This is a genomic window from Proteus sp. ZN5 (assembly GCF_011046025.1).
Lineage (GTDB): Bacteria > Pseudomonadota > Gammaproteobacteria > Enterobacterales > Enterobacteriaceae > Proteus.
In genome coordinates this window covers 3,312,829-3,330,214 of record NZ_CP047639.1, presented here as the reverse complement: position 1 = coordinate 3,330,214, position 17,386 = coordinate 3,312,829, and the positions used below count along the sequence as shown (strand labels likewise).

11 protein-coding genes are annotated in these 17,386 nt (G+C 39.1%); 7 read left to right on the top strand and 4 right to left on the bottom strand.

What is annotated here, in order from left to right; genetic code table 11:
* The first annotated feature begins 1 nt into the window (after position 1).
* From mukF to GTK47_RS15380, 7 genes are all read left to right on the top strand, one after another.
* Complete coding sequence (gene mukF, locus GTK47_RS15410) at positions 2-1,324, top strand: chromosome partition protein MukF (protein ID WP_075673561.1); 1,323 nt, start codon at positions 2-4, stop codon at positions 1,322-1,324.
* The gene (gene mukE, locus GTK47_RS15405) at positions 1,305-2,036 is read left to right on the top strand and encodes a chromosome partition protein MukE (RefSeq protein ID WP_023581330.1); all 732 of its coding nucleotides are present in this window, start codon (positions 1,305-1,307) and stop codon (positions 2,034-2,036) included. The genes mukF and mukE overlap by 20 nt, the downstream gene beginning before the upstream one ends.
* A complete protein-coding gene (gene mukB, locus GTK47_RS15400) occupies positions 2,033-6,493 on the top strand; it encodes a chromosome partition protein MukB (protein ID WP_165124772.1) in 4,461 nt (1,486 codons plus the stop codon). Before mukE ends, mukB begins: the two co-directional genes overlap by 4 nt.
* A gap of 226 nt (positions 6,494-6,719) precedes the next feature.
* On the top strand, positions 6,720-7,433 hold the full coding sequence (aphA, locus tag GTK47_RS15395; protein WP_088493285.1) for an acid phosphatase AphA: 714 nt from the start codon (positions 6,720-6,722) through the stop codon (positions 7,431-7,433).
* A gap of 352 nt (positions 7,434-7,785) precedes the next feature.
* Entirely contained in the window at positions 7,786-9,513 is a 1,728-nt protein-coding gene (gene ldtD, locus GTK47_RS15390; RefSeq protein WP_165124769.1) for a L,D-transpeptidase, read from the top strand.
* Between the two features lie 329 nt (positions 9,514-9,842).
* Entirely contained in the window at positions 9,843-10,391 is a 549-nt protein-coding gene (locus GTK47_RS15385) for a YcbK family protein (RefSeq protein ID WP_165124766.1), read from the top strand.
* A 37-nt stretch (positions 10,392-10,428) separates the two neighbouring features.
* Positions 10,429-11,079 (top strand): MBL fold metallo-hydrolase, encoded by a 651-nt coding sequence (locus tag GTK47_RS15380; RefSeq protein WP_165124763.1) that lies wholly within the window; start codon positions 10,429-10,431, stop codon positions 11,077-11,079.
* Positions 11,080-11,236: 157 nt separating this feature from the next.
* On the opposite strand, the gene GTK47_RS15375 is transcribed toward GTK47_RS15380, so the two are convergent.
* From GTK47_RS15375 to pncB, 4 genes are all read right to left on the bottom strand, one after another.
* Positions 11,237-12,427, bottom strand: a complete 1,191-nt coding sequence (locus GTK47_RS15375) for an amino acid aminotransferase (protein ID WP_165124760.1) — start codon at positions 12,425-12,427, stop codon at positions 11,237-11,239.
* 453 nt (positions 12,428-12,880) lie between these two features.
* Positions 12,881-13,990 carry a porin gene (locus GTK47_RS15370; RefSeq protein WP_277603100.1) on the bottom strand — a complete coding sequence of 370 codons (1,110 nt, stop codon included), beginning with the start codon at positions 13,988-13,990 and terminating at the stop codon, positions 12,881-12,883.
* 340 nt (positions 13,991-14,330) lie between these two features.
* Positions 14,331-15,731, bottom strand: a complete 1,401-nt coding sequence (asnS, locus tag GTK47_RS15365; protein WP_165124757.1) for an asparagine--tRNA ligase — start codon at positions 15,729-15,731, stop codon at positions 14,331-14,333.
* A 267-nt stretch (positions 15,732-15,998) separates the two neighbouring features.
* Positions 15,999-17,213 carry a nicotinate phosphoribosyltransferase gene (gene pncB, locus GTK47_RS15360; protein ID WP_165124754.1) on the bottom strand — a complete coding sequence of 405 codons (1,215 nt, stop codon included), beginning with the start codon at positions 17,211-17,213 and terminating at the stop codon, positions 15,999-16,001.
* Between the last annotated feature and the right edge of the window lie 173 nt (positions 17,214-17,386).

The following is a 17,386-nucleotide window of genomic DNA, read 5'->3' as shown; positions in this document are numbered from 1 at the left end:
TATGAGTGATTTTACCCAGACCGTTCCTGAGTTAGTGTCTTGGGCGAGAAAAAATGATTTCTCAATCTCACTGCCACCAGAAAGATTAGCTTTTTTGATGGCTGTCGCTGTATTAAACAGCGAGCGCCTTGATGGCGAAATCAGTGAAGGGGAGTTAATTGATGCCTTTCGAGAAGTATGTAAAGGCTTCGAACAACCCGCAGAATCAATACAAGTTCGCGCAAATAATGCCATCAATGACATGGTAAAGCAGCGGCTTTTTAACCGTTTTACCAGTGAATTGGTAGAAGGTAATGCAATATACCGTTTAACTCCGTTGGGAATTGGAATTAGTGATTACTATATCCGCCAACGTGAGTTTTCATCATTGCGCTTATCTATGCAACTTTCCATTGTGGCGGGTGAGCTTGATTCAGCAGCCAGTTCCGCTGAAGATGGCGGTGATGAATATCATTGGCATCGTAATGTTTTTGCGCCTTTAAAATATTCAGTGGCAGAAATTTTCGATAGCATTGATTTGTCTCAGCGGATCATGGATGAGCAGCAAAATACAGTAAAAGAAGATATTGCTGCGCTATTAAACCAAGACTGGCAAGCCGCCATTTCAAGCTGTGAACAATTGTTATCTGAAACCTCGGGTACATTAAGAGAGCTGCAAGATACACTTGAAGCCGCTGGTGATAAACTTCAAGCAAATCTTTTACGTATTCAAGAAGCAAACATGAATTCTGGTCATGTTGAGCAAATTGATACATTAGTATTTGAACTTCAAAGTAAGTTAGACCGTATTATTAGTTGGGGTCAGCAATCTATTGATTTATGGATTGGATACGATAGACATGTCCATAAATTTATTCGTACAGCGATTGATATGGATAAAAACCGTATTTTCTCTCGCCGTTTACGTCAATCCGTACAAAACTATTTCGACAGCCCGTGGGCATTAACTTACGCTAATGCTGATCGGTTGTTTGATATGCGTGATGAAGAGCTTGTTCTACGTGATGAAGAAGTCACGGGTGAGTTACCTGAAGAGCTTGAATATCAAATGTTCAGTGAAGTGAACGAACAAATAGCACAATGGGTAGAGCAAGAGCTTGCTTCTTACAAATTGGAACAACGAGCATTAGATCTCAGTTCAGTGTTAGTTGAATACCTTAATCGTTATCCGCAACAGAAACATTTCGATGTTGCACGTATTGTTATTGATCAAGCAGTACGATTAGGTGTAGCAAAAGCTGAGCTCGCAGGATTACCTGCAAAATGGTCAGAAATTAACGAATATGGAGCTAAGGTACAAGCGCATGTCATCGATACATACTGAACAATTTATGCCAGCAAAACTGGCGCAGGCATTAGCGAACTCACTTTTTCCTGAACTGGATAGCCAGTTACGTGCAGGTCGACATATCGGTATAGACTCTCTGGATAATCATGCTTTCTTGATGGATTTTCAAGATGAGTTATCAGACTTTTATGCGCGTTATAACGTCGAATTAATTCGAGCACCAGAAGGTTTCTTCTATTTGCGACCTCGTTCAACCACACTTATTCCACGCTCTGTTCTCTCTGAAATGGATATGTTGGTGGGGAAAATTCTTTGCTATCTCTATCTTAGCCCTGAACGATTAGCGAATCAGGGAATATTCACCGTTCAAGAGCTGTTCGATGAATTAAGAACATTAGCAGATGAAACCAAGCTTTTACGTTTAGTGAATCAGCGCTCAACAGGTTCTGATCTTGATTTGCAAAAATTACAAGAAAAAATGAGAACCTCACTAAATCGTTTACGTCGTTTAGGTATGATCTCATTCTTATTAAATGATATGCAGCGTTTTTCTATTACCGAATCTGTTTTCCGCTTTGGTGCCGATGTGCGTAGTGGCGATTCTCCACTTGAAGCTCAAATGCGAATGATCCGTGATGGTGAAGCAATGGCGCTTGAAGATAGCTCAGAAACTCTCAACGATGATGAAGAAAATGAAGATGAGCAATTACAATCCAGTGAAGATGATGCGGAGGGAGAAAATAAATGATTGAACGGGGAAAATTTCGCTCATTAACACTTATCAACTGGAATGGGTTCTTTGCTCGTACTTTTGATTTAGATGAGTTGGTGACTACGTTATCAGGTGGTAATGGTGCGGGTAAATCAACCACGATGGCTGCATTTATCACAGCTATGATCCCTGATCTTACTTTACTTCATTTCCGTAATACCACAGAAGCAGGATCGACAAGTGGATCACGCGATAAAGGGTTATATGGGAAACTGCGCCCTGGTGTGTGTTATGCCGTATTGGATGTGATTAACTCGCGTCACCTACGTGCTGTGGTCGGTGTCCGTTTACAGCAGATTGCAGGGCGTGATAAGAAAGTTGATATCAAACCCTTTATGATCCAAGGGCTGCCAATGGCAGAAAATCCAACAGAAATTTTGACGCAAGCTGTTGCCGATCGCCAAGCCCGTGTTTTACCGCTGAATGAATTAAAAGAAAAAGTCGAAGCCATTGATGGGGTTGTTTTCAGACAATTTAACTCTATTACTGATTTCCATGCTGTGATGTTTGATTTAGGGGTTATTCCTAAACGTTTACGTTCAGCGAGTGATCGAGCCAAATTCTATCGTTTAATTGAAGCCTCATTGTATGGTGGTATTTCAAGTGCGATTACACGCTCTTTGCGTGATTATTTACTACCCGAAAATAGCGGTGTAAGAAAAGCGTTCCAAGATATGGAAGGCGCGTTGCGTGAAAACCGAATGACGCTTGAAGCTATTCGTGTCACTCAATCTGATCGTGACTTATTTAAGCACTTAATTACAGAAGCGACATCTTATGTTGCGGCTGACTATATGCGTCATGCTAATGAACGACGTATTCATCTAGATGAAGCTTTAACCGTGCGTCGTGAGCTATGGAGTCAGCGTAAATCCATTAATAACGAAGCATATCGTTTTGTTGAAATGGGTAAAGAGTTAGAAGAGCAACAAGCGTTATCTTCTGATCTTGAAGCGGATTATCAAGCGGCAAGCGACCGATTGAATTTAGTACAAAATGCAGTTCGCCAACAAGAAAAAATTGACCGTTATGTTGCTGATGTTGAAGAGATAACTTTCCGCTTAGAAGAACAAAGCGAAGTAGTTGAAGAAGCTGCATCTAAGAAAGAAGAACTTGAAGCACGCGTAGAATCAGCAGAAGAAGAAGTCGATGAACTGAAAAATCAGTTAGCAGACTATCAGCAAGCATTAGACGTACAACAAACACGCGCTATTCAATATCGCCAAGCTGTGCAGGCTTTAGAGCGTGCTAAAGCACAATGTGATATTACGGATTTAGATGAAATTAATGCAGAGCAATGGGCTGAACGGATCCAAGCAAAAATTCAAACCATTACGAATTCATTGCTTTCTATGGAGCAGAAACTCAATGTTTCTGAAGCCGCTAAAACACAATTTGATCAAGCCTATAAGCTGGTGAGTTCAATTGTCGGTGAAGTTGAACGTCAAAATGCATGGGATGCTGCAAAGGCGGCATTACGTGAGTGGTCTTCCCATCGACACCAAGCGGATAGAGTTCATCCTATTCGTATGCAATTAGCTGAATTAGAACAGCGTTTACATCAGCGAAACAATGCAGAACGTCAACTTGAAGAATTTAACAAACATCATGGTAAATCGATGGAGCCTGATGATCTGTTAATTCTTCAAGATGAATTAGAAGCAAAAATTGAAGAGTTTAGCGATTACGTTAATGAGTCTGGTGAACAGCGTATGCAAATGCGCCAAGAGTTAGACCAACTGAAACAACAAATTGAAAAGCTGAAAAAACAAGCACCTGCATGGCTTGCGGCACAAGATGCGTTAACACAATTATGTGAGCAGACTCGTCAATCTTTTGAAACGGGTCATCAAGTAACAGAATATATGCAACAGTTACTTGAGAAAGAGCGCGAAGCAACGGTATTACGTGATGAAACAGCAACTCGTAAACAACAAATTGAAGCACAAATTGAACGTTTAAGTCAGCCAAGTGGTGCTGAAGATGGGCGATTAATTACCTTAGCTGAACGCTTTAATGGTGTTTTATTATCAGAAATTTATGATGATATTACGTTAGACGATGCGCCTTATTTCTCTGCATTATATGGCCCAGCACGCCATGCGATTGTTGTACAAGATCTATCTCAAGTTCAGGCGCAATTAGAAACGTTAGATGATTGCCCTGAAGATCTCTATTTTATCGAAGGCGACCCACAATCTTTCGATGACAGTGTATTTAATGCACAAGAAATGGATAAAGCTGTTCTTATCAAAAGTACTGATAGACAATGGCGTTATTCTCGTTACCCTGAAATTCCACTGTTTGGTCGAGCAGCGCGTGAAAATCAATTAGAAATTTTATCTCGTCAGCGCGATGAACTTTCTGAACTTTACGCAACACAAGCGTTTGATGTACAGAAGATCCAACGTGCTCACCACGCCTTTAGTCAGTTTGTGGGACAACATATTTCTGTCGCATTTGAGGCGGATCCAGAAGAGGATATTCGTCAGCTTAACCAAAGACGTAACGAGCTAGAAAGAGCGTTAACACAATATGAAGAGAGTACTCAGCAACAGCGTCAACATTATACGCGTGCTAAAGAATCTCTAAATCTTCTTAATAAACTTATTCCTCAAGTTAATATCTTGATGGATGAAACACTGATTGATCGTGTTGAAGAGTTACGTGAAGAGCTGTATGCCGCTGAAGAGTCAATGCGTCACTTGCAGCGTCATGAAAAAGCATTAGCAACGTTAGAGCCTATCGCTTCAATCTTACAAAGTGATCCACAAGCGCATGAACAATTAGCTCAAGATTACGAACAAGCAAAAGCAGAACAGCAACGTTATCAGCAACAAGCTTTTTTGCTGGTGGAAGTGGTACAGCGTCGCCCTCACTTTAGTTATAGCGATGCCGTTGAGATTGTCAGTGAAAATAGTGATCTTAACGAGAAGCTACGTCACCGCTTAGAAATGGCTGAAACAGAACGCGCTACAGCAAGAGAACTTTATCGTCAGCAACAAGCGCAATGTGCTCAATTTAATCAAGTACTCGCATCATTAAAAAGTTCCTTTGATACTAAATCTGAATTACTCAGAGAGCTTGAGCAAGAGATGCGTGATACCGGGATCCATATTGATATTGGTGCCGAAACCAGAGCCAAAGAGCTGCGCGATCAACGCTATTCTGCGGTAAGTGCAAACCGTACACGTATTAGTCAACTTGAGCGGGATATCGCACTGAGTGAAGCTGAGCGAGATAATCTAACCAAGAAAATTCGTAAACTTGAACGTGATTACATTCAAATTCGTGAGCATGTTGTGAGTGCAAAAGCGGGTTGGTGCGCGGTTATGCGATTAGTGAAAGAAAATGGTATGGAGCGTCGTTTACACCGTCGAGACTTTGCTTATCTTTCTGCTGATGAATTACGTTCAATGTCGGATAAAGCGTTAGGTGCATTACGCCAAGCGGTTGCTGATAATGAATATTTACGTGATGCACTACGTCGTTCAGAAGATGCGAAATATCCCGACCGTAAAGTTCAGTTCTTTATTGCGGTATATCAGCATTTAAGAGAACGTATTCGCCAAGACATCATTAAAACAGATGATCCAGTTGATGCAATTGAACAGATGGAAATCGAGCTTGCTCGTTTAACTGAAGAGTTAACTAGCCGTGAGCAAAAATTAGCGATTAGTTCACGAAGTGTCGCGAATATTATTCGTAAAACTATTCAGCGTGAGCAAAACCGTATTCGTATGCTAAACCAAGGTTTGCAAGCGGTTTCATTTGGTCAGGTGCGTGGTGTCCGACTCAACGTCAATATCCGTGAAAGTCACCAAGTGTTATTGGATGTGTTATCTGAAGAAGATAACCAGTATCAAGATCTATTTAAAAACCAAAATCTGACGTTCTCCGAAGCAATGGCGAAACTTTATCAGCGTTTAAACCCTCAAGTAGATATTGGTCAACGTATGCCGCAAACTGTGGGTGAAGAGCTGTTAGATTACCGTAATTACCTTGAAATGGATGTTGAGGTTAATCGTGGGCCTGAAGGGTGGTTAAAAGCAGAAAGTGGCGCTTTATCAACGGGTGAAGCGATTGGTACAGGGATGTCAATTCTGGTGATGGTTGTACAGAGCTGGGAAGAAGAATCACGACGCTTAAGAGGAAAAGATATCTCTCCTTGTCGTTTACTCTTCCTTGATGAAGCGGCACGTTTAGATGCGAAATCTATCGCGACGTTATTTGAGCTTTGCGATCGTTTGGATATGCAGTTAATTATTGCAGCACCAGAAAATATCAGCCCAGAAAAAGGAACAACCTATAAATTAGTACGTAAAGTGTTCAATGGTACTGAACATGTACACGTTGTTGGGCTAAAAGGTTTTGGTCAACAGGCGGAAAAAGATAAAATTGCATCATCAAATGTTGCTGAAATAACAGAATAATTTTATTCCATTATTAGCCTCAAGATGGCAAGAATAAAGGCGCTACGGGCTTATGCTTATAGCGCCTTCTTTTTTTAAAGTGTTACATAGATCAAAAAATGAAAGTAAATTAACAAAAAAATGAAATTTTAAATGGTATAACGTGCGCCATATCTCATTTAAATGTAATCATGATGTTTATGATTGTTCCCGTATGTGATTAATATAAAAATTTAAAGGAAAGAGAATGCGTAAAGTCACGTTAGCTTTTAGTGCAATTGCTTTAGCGTTAAGCTTAAACGGCGCAGCAATGGCAAAAGTACATCTGCCAGAAGTTGTTAGCCCAGGCGTTACCGTTGCACAACTTGCACAACAACAACCAATTCATTGGGTTTCTGTTGCGGATATTGAAAAAAGCCTTGCAGGTCAAGCACCGATGGCGGTTGGTTTTGATATTGATGACACCGTTCTGTTCTCAAGCCCAGGTTTCTACCGTGGTAAACTGGAATACTCTCCAAACGATTTCAGCTACCTGAAAAACCCAGAATTCTGGGAAAAAATGAATAACGAGTGGGATAAATTCAGTATGCCTAAACAAGTCGGTATCGATCTTGTTCAGATGCACTTAAAACGTGGAGATACTGTTTATTTCATTACTGGTCGTACTCAAACTAAAACTGAGACTGTGACCAAATATGTACAAGAAGGCTTAAACATTCCTGCTGATAAAATGCAGCCTGTTATTTTTGCTGGTGACCAACCTGGCGCAAATAACAAAGTAAGCTGGATGCGTGATCATAAACTGAAAATTTACTACGGTGATGCTGATGCAGATATCGCAGCAGCAGATGAGCTGAATATCCGTGGTATTCGTATTCTGCGTGCTGCTAACTCCTCTTACCAACCACTGCCAAAAGCAGGTCAGTTTGGTGAAGAAGTAGTCATCAATTCAGAGTACTAATCTTTACCCTTTGTTTACCTTTATTTGTAAGGCGTAGGAAACTGCGCCTTTTTCTATTTTAAAATACCTTCCATTTAAATAATCTTATTATCCATTCACACTTCTTTATTATTCATTAATAGCCTATTTTTAATTTGTCTACTTTTTGTTCTTTTATTGCGCCTTTAATTAAATTATATATTTTGAATATAAAAACGGCTAAATAGTCTTTTTTTGATGAAATAAAATCAAATTTCTATCAGGGGCTTACAAAACTTTAAAAATATTAGTTTATTCCTATAAAACTCTTTTCCAAGCTCATCTAATATTCTAGGATACCAAAATAATAATAAGGGATGAGGGTAGAGGATTTATGGCGCATCAACCAATTAAAAGAGCAATCGCATATTCAGTTGTTATAGGTACACTCCTTTCTGGGCATTATGCGATTGCCACAGAAACAGAGTCAGTGACTTTATCTGCACCCGAAACAGAAAACGCGACGTTAGTTCCTGTGGCTAATGAAGCTATGCCAGCACCTGCAATTGTAGCAATGAATATTCCACAAGTGACCGAGTTAGAAGCAAGAAAAAAACTACAATCATGGATCCCAACAGGATATAAACCGTTATATTTAACTCAGTTAGTGAAAGTTTACCAAGCGAATAACGTAACATTAATCTGGCAAGATGAAAAAATAGTGCAGCAATTACAGCAGCAAATTGCTGAAGTAGCTATTTCAGGTATTCAGCCCCAATTTGGGCAATGGCTAACACAATTAGAAACACCTGAATTAACCAAAGAAGCGCGCGATCTTATTTTATCAGATGCTTTTTTAGGCTATATCAGTTTTGTTGAGCAAGTGAATAAATCAGGCACATCTTTACTGTATCGTGATGTAATGAAAACATTACCATCACCGACTGATAAATCAGTCGTGGAATTACAGCAAAATATTCAAAATAATACCTTAGGTAGTTTTGTTATTTCTTATGCACCGTCTCATCCTTATTACGCCTTAATGAAAGAGGAAGTACGAAAGCAATTACATAGCTCAGTTGTTTGGCCTGAAATGCAAGGAACAACATCATTAAAGCCAAATCAATCATCACAAGAAGTTGTACCACTGAGACAGATCTTACGTAATTTAAAACTTATTCCTGAACTGGCTGAGAATGAGCAGGAAATGGCGACAACTGTTTATGATGCGCCTTTAGTTGCAGCGGTTAAATTATTTCAAACTGCGCATGGATTAGAGCCAGATGGAATTATTGGGCGACAAACGCGAGTGTGGTTGAATATAACACCCGCACAACGTGCAAGTATTATGGCATTAAATATTCAGCGCCTTCGCCTGACGCCTGCCATTGGAGATACGGGAATTTGGGTCAATATTCCTGATTTTTCACTCTATTTTTATGCTAATAACGAGCTTATTCTTGATTCAAAAGTCATCGTTGGTCGTCCTGATAGAAAAACACCGATTATGAGTAGTGCACTCAATAATGTTGTGGTTAATCCACCTTGGAATGTGCCAACAAGTATGACTCGTAAAGACATTGTACCTAGAGGTAAAGCAGATCCTAGTTACTTTAGTCGTAAGGGATATACTATTTACTCAGGATGGGGGAACGATGCTTATCCTATTAACCCTTACGATATTGATTGGCAGAACATGAGCGCAAATAATTTCCCTTACCGAATTTGGCAGGCTCCGGGGCCAACAAACTCATTAGGGCGTTATAAATTTAATATGCCAAATTCAGATGCGATATATTTGCATGACACACCAAACCATTCACTGTTCTCAAAAAATATGAGAGCAATAAGTTCAGGCTGTATTCGTGTTAATAAAGCGTCTGAACTTGCTTCAATTTTATTGGGCGATGCAGGATGGAAACAAGATAGAATTGATGCGGCATTAAAACGTGGATCAACACAATATGCGCCAATTCCTGAACGTATTCCGGTTTATTTATATTATCAAACAGCATGGGTGGCTCAGGAAAATGCACCTCAGTACCGTGCAGATATTTATGGTTATGACAAAGTCACTATCAATGCACAACCCTATTTAGAGAATATTAAGAAATACTTTTAATATAAATAAATATAAATTGAATAAAGGGCAGCTAATTCGGCTGTCCTTTATTTTTATATAAATCAATAAGATGAAAATTTTTTATTATGGTTATTAAGAAGATAACTAAAAATAGAATAAATTATAAAATATTTTTTAAATTTCTATTAAAAATAGAATGATAAAAATAGAGTTTAGTATAAATAACTAAATTTATAAAATTACTAATGGCGTTAAATTGAAATGAAGTGTTATTTACAATACTATACAAACTATAAGAAACAATTCGAGAAAAACATTGTCATAATAAAGGTTCTTCCTCCTGAAATAATTTGTTGAGTGCATATACTATGGATATTATTGATTCACATCGCCGTAAGTGGCTGGGGCTTGGTATGGCCGCAGTGGGGTTAGGGTTATTGCCTTCTCATGCATTTGCTTCATTAGCAACACCTCGTCCAAAAATCCTTCGCTTTAATAATTTAAATACTGGTGAAACTATTAAAGCCGAGTTTTTTGATGGAAAACGCTATAATAAACATGAGCTTGCTAAATTAAATCACCTTTTTAGAGATTATCGTCAAAACAAAATCAAAACCATCGATCCCGCATTGTTTGACCAAATCTATTTACTGCAAGTCATGCTTAATAACAATAAGCCGGTTGAGCTTATTTCAGGTTATCGTTCATTAGTCACTAATAATAATTTGCGCCAAAGTAGTAGTGGTGTAGCAAAGAAAAGTTATCATACACGCGGACAAGCAATGGATTTTCGTTTAGTGGGCACGGATCTTTCTAAAGTTCGTCAAGTCGCATTAAGAATGAAAGCGGGTGGTGTAGGCTATTACCCAAGAAGTAATTTTGTGCATATTGATACAGGACCTATTCGCTCATGGTAATCTATTGAGAATTAGTTAATAGAGAGTGGAGTGATTCATGATGTATCACATTGTACCTGTGACAAATTATATGCAAAATTGCACCCTTATTTGGTGCGATGAAACGAAAGAAGCGGCAATTGTTGATCCCGGTGGGGATGTCGAAACGCTAATTGCGGAAATCGAAGCACGCCAATTAACATTAACCAAAGTATTATTAACACACGGACACTTTGATCATATTGCAGGCACCTCTCAAATTGTTGAGCACTTCAATGTTCCTGTTTATGGTCCTCATAAAGATGATAATTTCTTATTAGAGGAATTAGAACAGCAGTGTCGTATGTTTAATTTCCCTTGCGGGAAGTCATTTGTACCAGATAGCTGGTTAAATGAAGGCGATACCATCACGATCGGTAAAACAGTTTCGTTATCTGTTTTACATTGCCCTGGCCATACACCGGGACATATTATTTTTGTAAATCATCAGAATAAACTTATCTCTATGGGAGATGTGTTATTCAAAGAAAGTATTGGTCGTACCGATTTCCCGCGTGGAAACCATGCTGATCTTATTGCTTCAATCAAAAATAAAGTCTTACCTTTAGGCGATGATTATCTGTTTATCCCGGGACACGGCCCTATGTCTAATTTAGGGCATGAACGCCAATATAATCCTTTTTTACAAGATGAAATGCCAATCTGGTGATCTTACTCGAATATAAGTATAAGTAAGCAAAGGAAAGCTCTTTATTATAAAGAGCTTTTTTATCAGTAAAAATATGATGTGTATTTTTATCACTCTAAATAAAAATGCCACGTTGTTAATAACGTGGCATTTATCTTAATTACACTTTAGAAGGCAATTAGAGTACTGCCACAATGGCTTCACATAGTGGAACCATATTCTCAAGGGTTAGGCCTGCAACGTTAATACGGCCCGATCCTACGATATAAATACCGTATTCAGCACGTAAACGCTCAACTTGCTCTTTATTTAAACCACTAAATGAGAACATACCATTTTGGTCGATAATAAAGCTAAAGTCTTGCTTAGCACCTTTTTCTTGCAGCGTGGTCACTAACAGTTGGCGCATACGCTGAATACGTTCGCGCATGGTTGTTAGCTCTTCAATCCACTCTTCTTTTAACTCTGGGTTAGAAAGAATAGTTGTTACCACCGAAGCACCGTGTGCTGGTGGATTTGAGTAGTTTGCACGAATAATTGCTTTTGCTTGGCTAAAGGCTTTTTCAGCCGTGTCGCTATCTTTGGTAACAATGGTACATGCACCTACACGTTCATTGTAAAGACCGAAGTTTTTAGAATATGAACTTGCAACAATAAGCTCAGGATTTTTTTCTGCAAAGAGGCGTAAGCCTTGTGCATCTTCTTCAAGACCACGAGCAAAACCTTGGTATGCAAAGTCAAAAACAGGTAACCAGCCTTTTTCTGCTGATAACTCAGCTAATTGACGCCATTGTTCTTCAGTTGGATCAATACCGCTTGGGTTATGGCAGCAACCGTGGAACAGAACAACATCACCCGCTTGAGCTTTAGCTAGGCTTGCTAACATACCTTCAAAATCTAACCCACGATTTTCTGCATCGTAATAATCATAATTGCAGATTTCAAGACCCGCAGTTTGGAAAATATTGTTATGGTTAGGCCAAGTTGGGTTACTAATCCAAACACGTTTTGCTGTGGTTTGTTGAGCAATAAAATCAGCAGCAATGCGTAATGCACCAGTACCACCCGGAGCTTGTGCTGTACGTGCACGTTTTTCAGAGATAATAGGATGTTGTTCACCAAATAAAAGAGCTTGGGTCACATTGCCAAATTCAGGGATACCGCTAATAGGAAGGTAGTTTTTGGTGGTTTCGTTTTCTAACAGGTATTTTTCTGCTTTTTTAACTGTGGTTAAAACAGGGGTTTTACCTGTCTCATCCTTGTAAACACCAATCCCTAAGTTAATTTTGTTTTCACGAGGATCAGAACGGAAACTATCAGCTAAACCCAGAATAGGATCGGCTGGTGCAGCAATGATTTTCTCAAACATAGTGTAATTGTTCCCTAAGCTCAAAACGAAGCCGAAATATGAGTATCAAGAGTAACGCTATGAGACCTTTTTGCCAACTGTTTGTAGAGAAATTAACAAGAAGTTGTGAACTAAGTGAGAATAAATAGCAAATCAAGATGTAAATAAGTGAATATCCTGTGATTATATTAACATGTAAAAATAATCACTAAAAAGACATAATTGTTTAGTATGATAAACTTTTTGAAATTGTTAAAACTAAAGAAGTTGCGATATTTTTCATTGAATAAATAAACAGATCTACTACAAATGCAAAAATAAAGAGGAAGAAAACATTGAGAATAAGAAGAAAAAATCGAGCTAAATAACGAGAGATTAAGATTAGAAGTAGAGGTGTACAACAAATAAAAAAGCAACACCGAAGTGTTGCTTTTCAAATCAATTAACTTGACTGTTTAATTACCTAAGCGGTAATTAGAACTGATAAGTCAGACCTAAACCAACTACGTTGTCGTCATTCAGACCTAAAGCATTATCAGATTTCAGCAGGTTGATTTTGTAATCAACAACTGCAGTCATATTTTTGTTAAATTTGTAGAAAGAACCTACAGAGATATATTTAACTAAATCAGCATCAGAAACACTTGAAGCACCGTTAGCATCTAAATCTTTACCTTTAGATTGAACATAACCTAAAGATGGTTTGATACCTAAATCTTTAAAGTCATACTGTGCAGTTAACTCGATATTTTGAGTTTTGTTAGCGATGCCATCAGTATAAGTAGTCATGTTACGAGTTTCACCGTACATAGCGGCTAAGTAAACGTTGTTAGCTTCGAATTTACCACCGAAGTTCCATGCTTCAGCACGTTTGCCGTGAGCTGAAGATGCAATAAGACCACCGTTACCGTCTTGTTGAGCTGAAGTACGAGCAGAGTTAGAATAACCACCACCCAGTGTTACGCCCCAGCCTAAGTTATACTTAGTAGAGAAACCGAAACCGTCACCATTAGCTTTTGCGCCATCGCGAGTGTTAATGGTATTTTCGTTATTTTTGCCTTGGTATTGCAGAGCAAAATCTAAACCATCAACATAACCGAACATATCAGTGTTACGGTAAGTCAGAACGTTGCTAGTACGACCAGTCATGTAAACGTCAGTTTGTGACATTGAGTCGCCGCCCCATAAAGGCAGAACGTCTGTCCATGCGTTGGTGTCGTAAATTACACCGTAGTTACGACCGTAGTCCATTGAACCGTAGTCAGCAAATTTAAAACCAGCGTAAGCGAAACGAGTTTTCGCATTTTTATCGCTGCCTTCAACATTATTTGTTTTAACTTCGTATTCAAAACGACCGAAACCAACTAAATCTTTATTGATTTGAGTTTCGCCTTTGAAGCCGATACGTGCACGAGATGCATCACCGTCTTCACCTGAATCTTTATCAGCGAAGTAATGACGAACGTCAACTTTACCGTAGATGTCTACTTTGTTGCCGTCTTTGTTATACATTTCAGCTGCGTTTGCTGCACCAGCAAACATTAAAGCTGGGATTACCACTGCAAGAAGATTGCGCTTCATCATTATTATTACCCTCATTGGTGTTATTCAGACACCTTTGCCACTGCCAGAAATAGTTTCTTAATTTTTATGGAACTATTTATGAGAGTTAAGTGTCGTCTGTGTCGGGTGACAGTGTTCCATTGGTAAAAAATTTTATCTACCCCCAATTTGCTACAAAAACGAAAAAAGTGTAACAAATTGTAACTATGTATTTCAAAGTATGTATTTTTGGGAACTTTTGAATCAAATAACAGCCATGCATAAAAAAAGCCAACCTTGAGGTTGGCTTCTTCACTTAAGTAAAACTAGTACAATAAAACAGCAATGCAAATTTCCAGTTGAATACTAATTAATCACTAAATTAAAAATCTGCATTTCTTGGTGTACGTGGGAATGGAATAACTTCACGGACGTTTGCGACACCAGTCACATAAGCAACTAAACGTTCAAAACCTAAACCAAATCCAGAATGAGGTACGGTGCCATAACGACGCAGGTCACGATACCACCAGTAGTCTTCTTTGCTCATTCCCATTTCATCTAAACGTTTATCAAACATATCTAAACGCTCTTCACGTTGGGAACCACCGATGATTTCACCAATTCCTGGCGCTAAAACGTCCATTGCTGCAACTGTTTTACCGTCTTCATTCATACGCATATAGAATGCTTTGATATCTTTCGGGTAGTTTTTCACAACAACAGGTGCTTTAAAGTGTTTCTCTGCAAGATAACGCTCATGCTCGGAGGAGAGGTCAACACCCCAATAAACTGGGTTTTCAAATTTCTCACCACAGTTTTCAAGCACAGTAACTGCATCGGTATAATCAATTTGAGCAAAGTCAGAGGTGATAAAGTTTTCTAAGCGTGAGATAGCGTCTTTATCGACACGTTGTGCAAAGAACTCCATATCATCTTTACGCTCTGCTAACACCGCTGCAAAGGTATATTTCAACATTTTTTCAGCAAGGGCTGCAATATCGTTAAGATCAGCAAATGCCACTTCAGGCTCAACCATCCAGAATTCAGCGAGGTGACGGCTGGTATTTGAGTTTTCAGCACGGAATGTTGGACCGAAAGTATACACTTTGCTTAATGCAGAGGCGTAAGTTTCACCATTTAGCTGACCAGAAACCGTTAAAAACGCTTCACGGCCAAAAAAGTCTTCACTGAAATCGACTTCGCCTTTATCTGTGCGTGGCAGATTGTTCATATCTAATGTAGAGACACGGAACATCTCACCAGCACCTTCTGTATCAGCCGCAGTGATTAGTGGCGTAGAAACCCAGAAGAAGCCTTGTTCATCGAAGAAACGATGTAGTGCTTGTGCTAATGTGTGACGAACACGAGCAACTGCACCAATTAAGTTAGTACGAGGACGAAGGTGAGCAACTTCACGTAGGTACTCAATACTATGACGTTTGGCGGCCATCGGATAAGTTTCCGGATCATCGACCATTCCTACCACAACAATTTGAGTGGCTTGAATTTCAAAGTTCTGTCCCTGGCCCGGAGATTCAACAATTTTACCGGTGACTTCCACAGAACAGCCTGTGGTTAAGTGCAGCACTTCATCTTGATAATTCGGTAAATTATTATTAATGATGGCCTGTACTGGATTAAAGCAGGAACCGTCATAGACGGTAAGGAATGAGATACCAGCTTTTGAATCTCTTCTTGTACGTACCCAACCGCGAACGGTGACGTCTTCGCCAACCGCGATACGGCCTTGCAGTACGTCGACTACAGGCGCAACGATCATAAATAAATCTCTCTTCATTTAATTAAAATAATTGTTTGATTAGTTCATCTGTCCCTGTTGGACAGTTTTTCTATGTTACTTGCAATAGCGCAGGAAACAAGTAGGAAATTTTAGTTTAAAGAGTCAATAAAGAAGAGAAAAGCTTTTGTATAAAATAAATTGATAAAAATAGATGAAATATTGATAAAAGTAGCTGTTATGGCAGAGGTAGGACAAAAGAAAGGGCAATTTTTACCCTTTCTTTTATTAATGAAGATTTTTCGCTAATTAACAGGCTTGTTTAACGAGAGGAACGTCAAAGGCTTTGCGTAGCTTGTCAACAAAGTCATTGTCGTCACAAATAGTTTTACCTGGACTATCTGATAATTTAGCAACTGGCTTACCATTACACTCCACCAGCTTAATCACAATATTAAGCGGTGTGATTTCAGGAATGTTGCAAGTAAGTCGAGTACCAATACCAAAGATCAAACGAATACGCTTATGGAAATGTTTATAAAGTACCAGTGCTTTTTGAAAATCGAGACTATCAGAAAAGACTAATACTTTACTCATTGGATCTATGCCCAATTTTTCATAATGTGTGATCGCTTTTTCACCCCATTCAATAGGATCGCCAGAGTCGTGACGTAAACCTTGGTAGCTCTCTGCAAAGGTTTTATCAAAATCACGCAAAAATGCATCCATTGTAATGCAATCTGTTAATGCGATACCTAATTGATCAGGATATTCATCTAACCAAGACTGCAAGGCGGCACGCTGACTGTTTGCCAGTTCAGGGCTAATCTGTTGATGAGCCTGAAACCACTCGTGAGCTTGTGTTCCCACTGGAGTTAATTGCATCCGTTCAGCTAAATGATAGTTACTTGTACCAATAAGATAAGGGAAATGATTTTTTAGCTCATCCACAATGGCACATTGCACATCATAAGAAAAACGGCGGCGAGTACCAAAATCCATCAACTTGAAATCAGCTAAGTCAATCTGCTGCTCAGCAGCATCACGGTAGAAGATATCAATTAATTTACGTAGTTGATTAACGGCATCATCAGGCGTGATTTGAGGTGAGCGAGCACGATGTACAATTTCACTCACTAAAGCCAACAACGGAACTTCCCATAGAATAACTTCGCGCCAAGGGCCTGTTATTCTGATCGTCAGTTGGTTTTCAGGTGTTGTTGAAATTTGGACTTGTTCTGGTTTAAAGCGAAAATGCTTAAACCATTGCAGATAGTCATTTTTGAAAAAGGGGAGACTCTGAAGATAGTCAAATTCTTCATTCGTTAATGACAGGTCTGCCATCATATTAACTTGATGGCGTAAGGTTGTTGCATATTCACCTAGACGTTCATCACTCCGACAGCGGAACTCAGCAACGACAGGAATATCACTATAATGGTGGTAAACCGCTTGTTGCATGTGGAGCTTATATGCATCGGTATCCAACAGTGATGTAATAATCGGTGTAGCGTCTAAAATCATAGCGCGTCAAGCATCCTCACGGAGCGTTTTTATGTCTGCTAAATCGTTAAGGTTGGAGAGTATACCCGAATATGACGACAAAGCGTCACTATTCAACAATATTTCTCAGCGACATAAAAACAAGCTGTAAAACTTAGATGAGTTTACCACGTTAAACATAATTTGGGAGTATA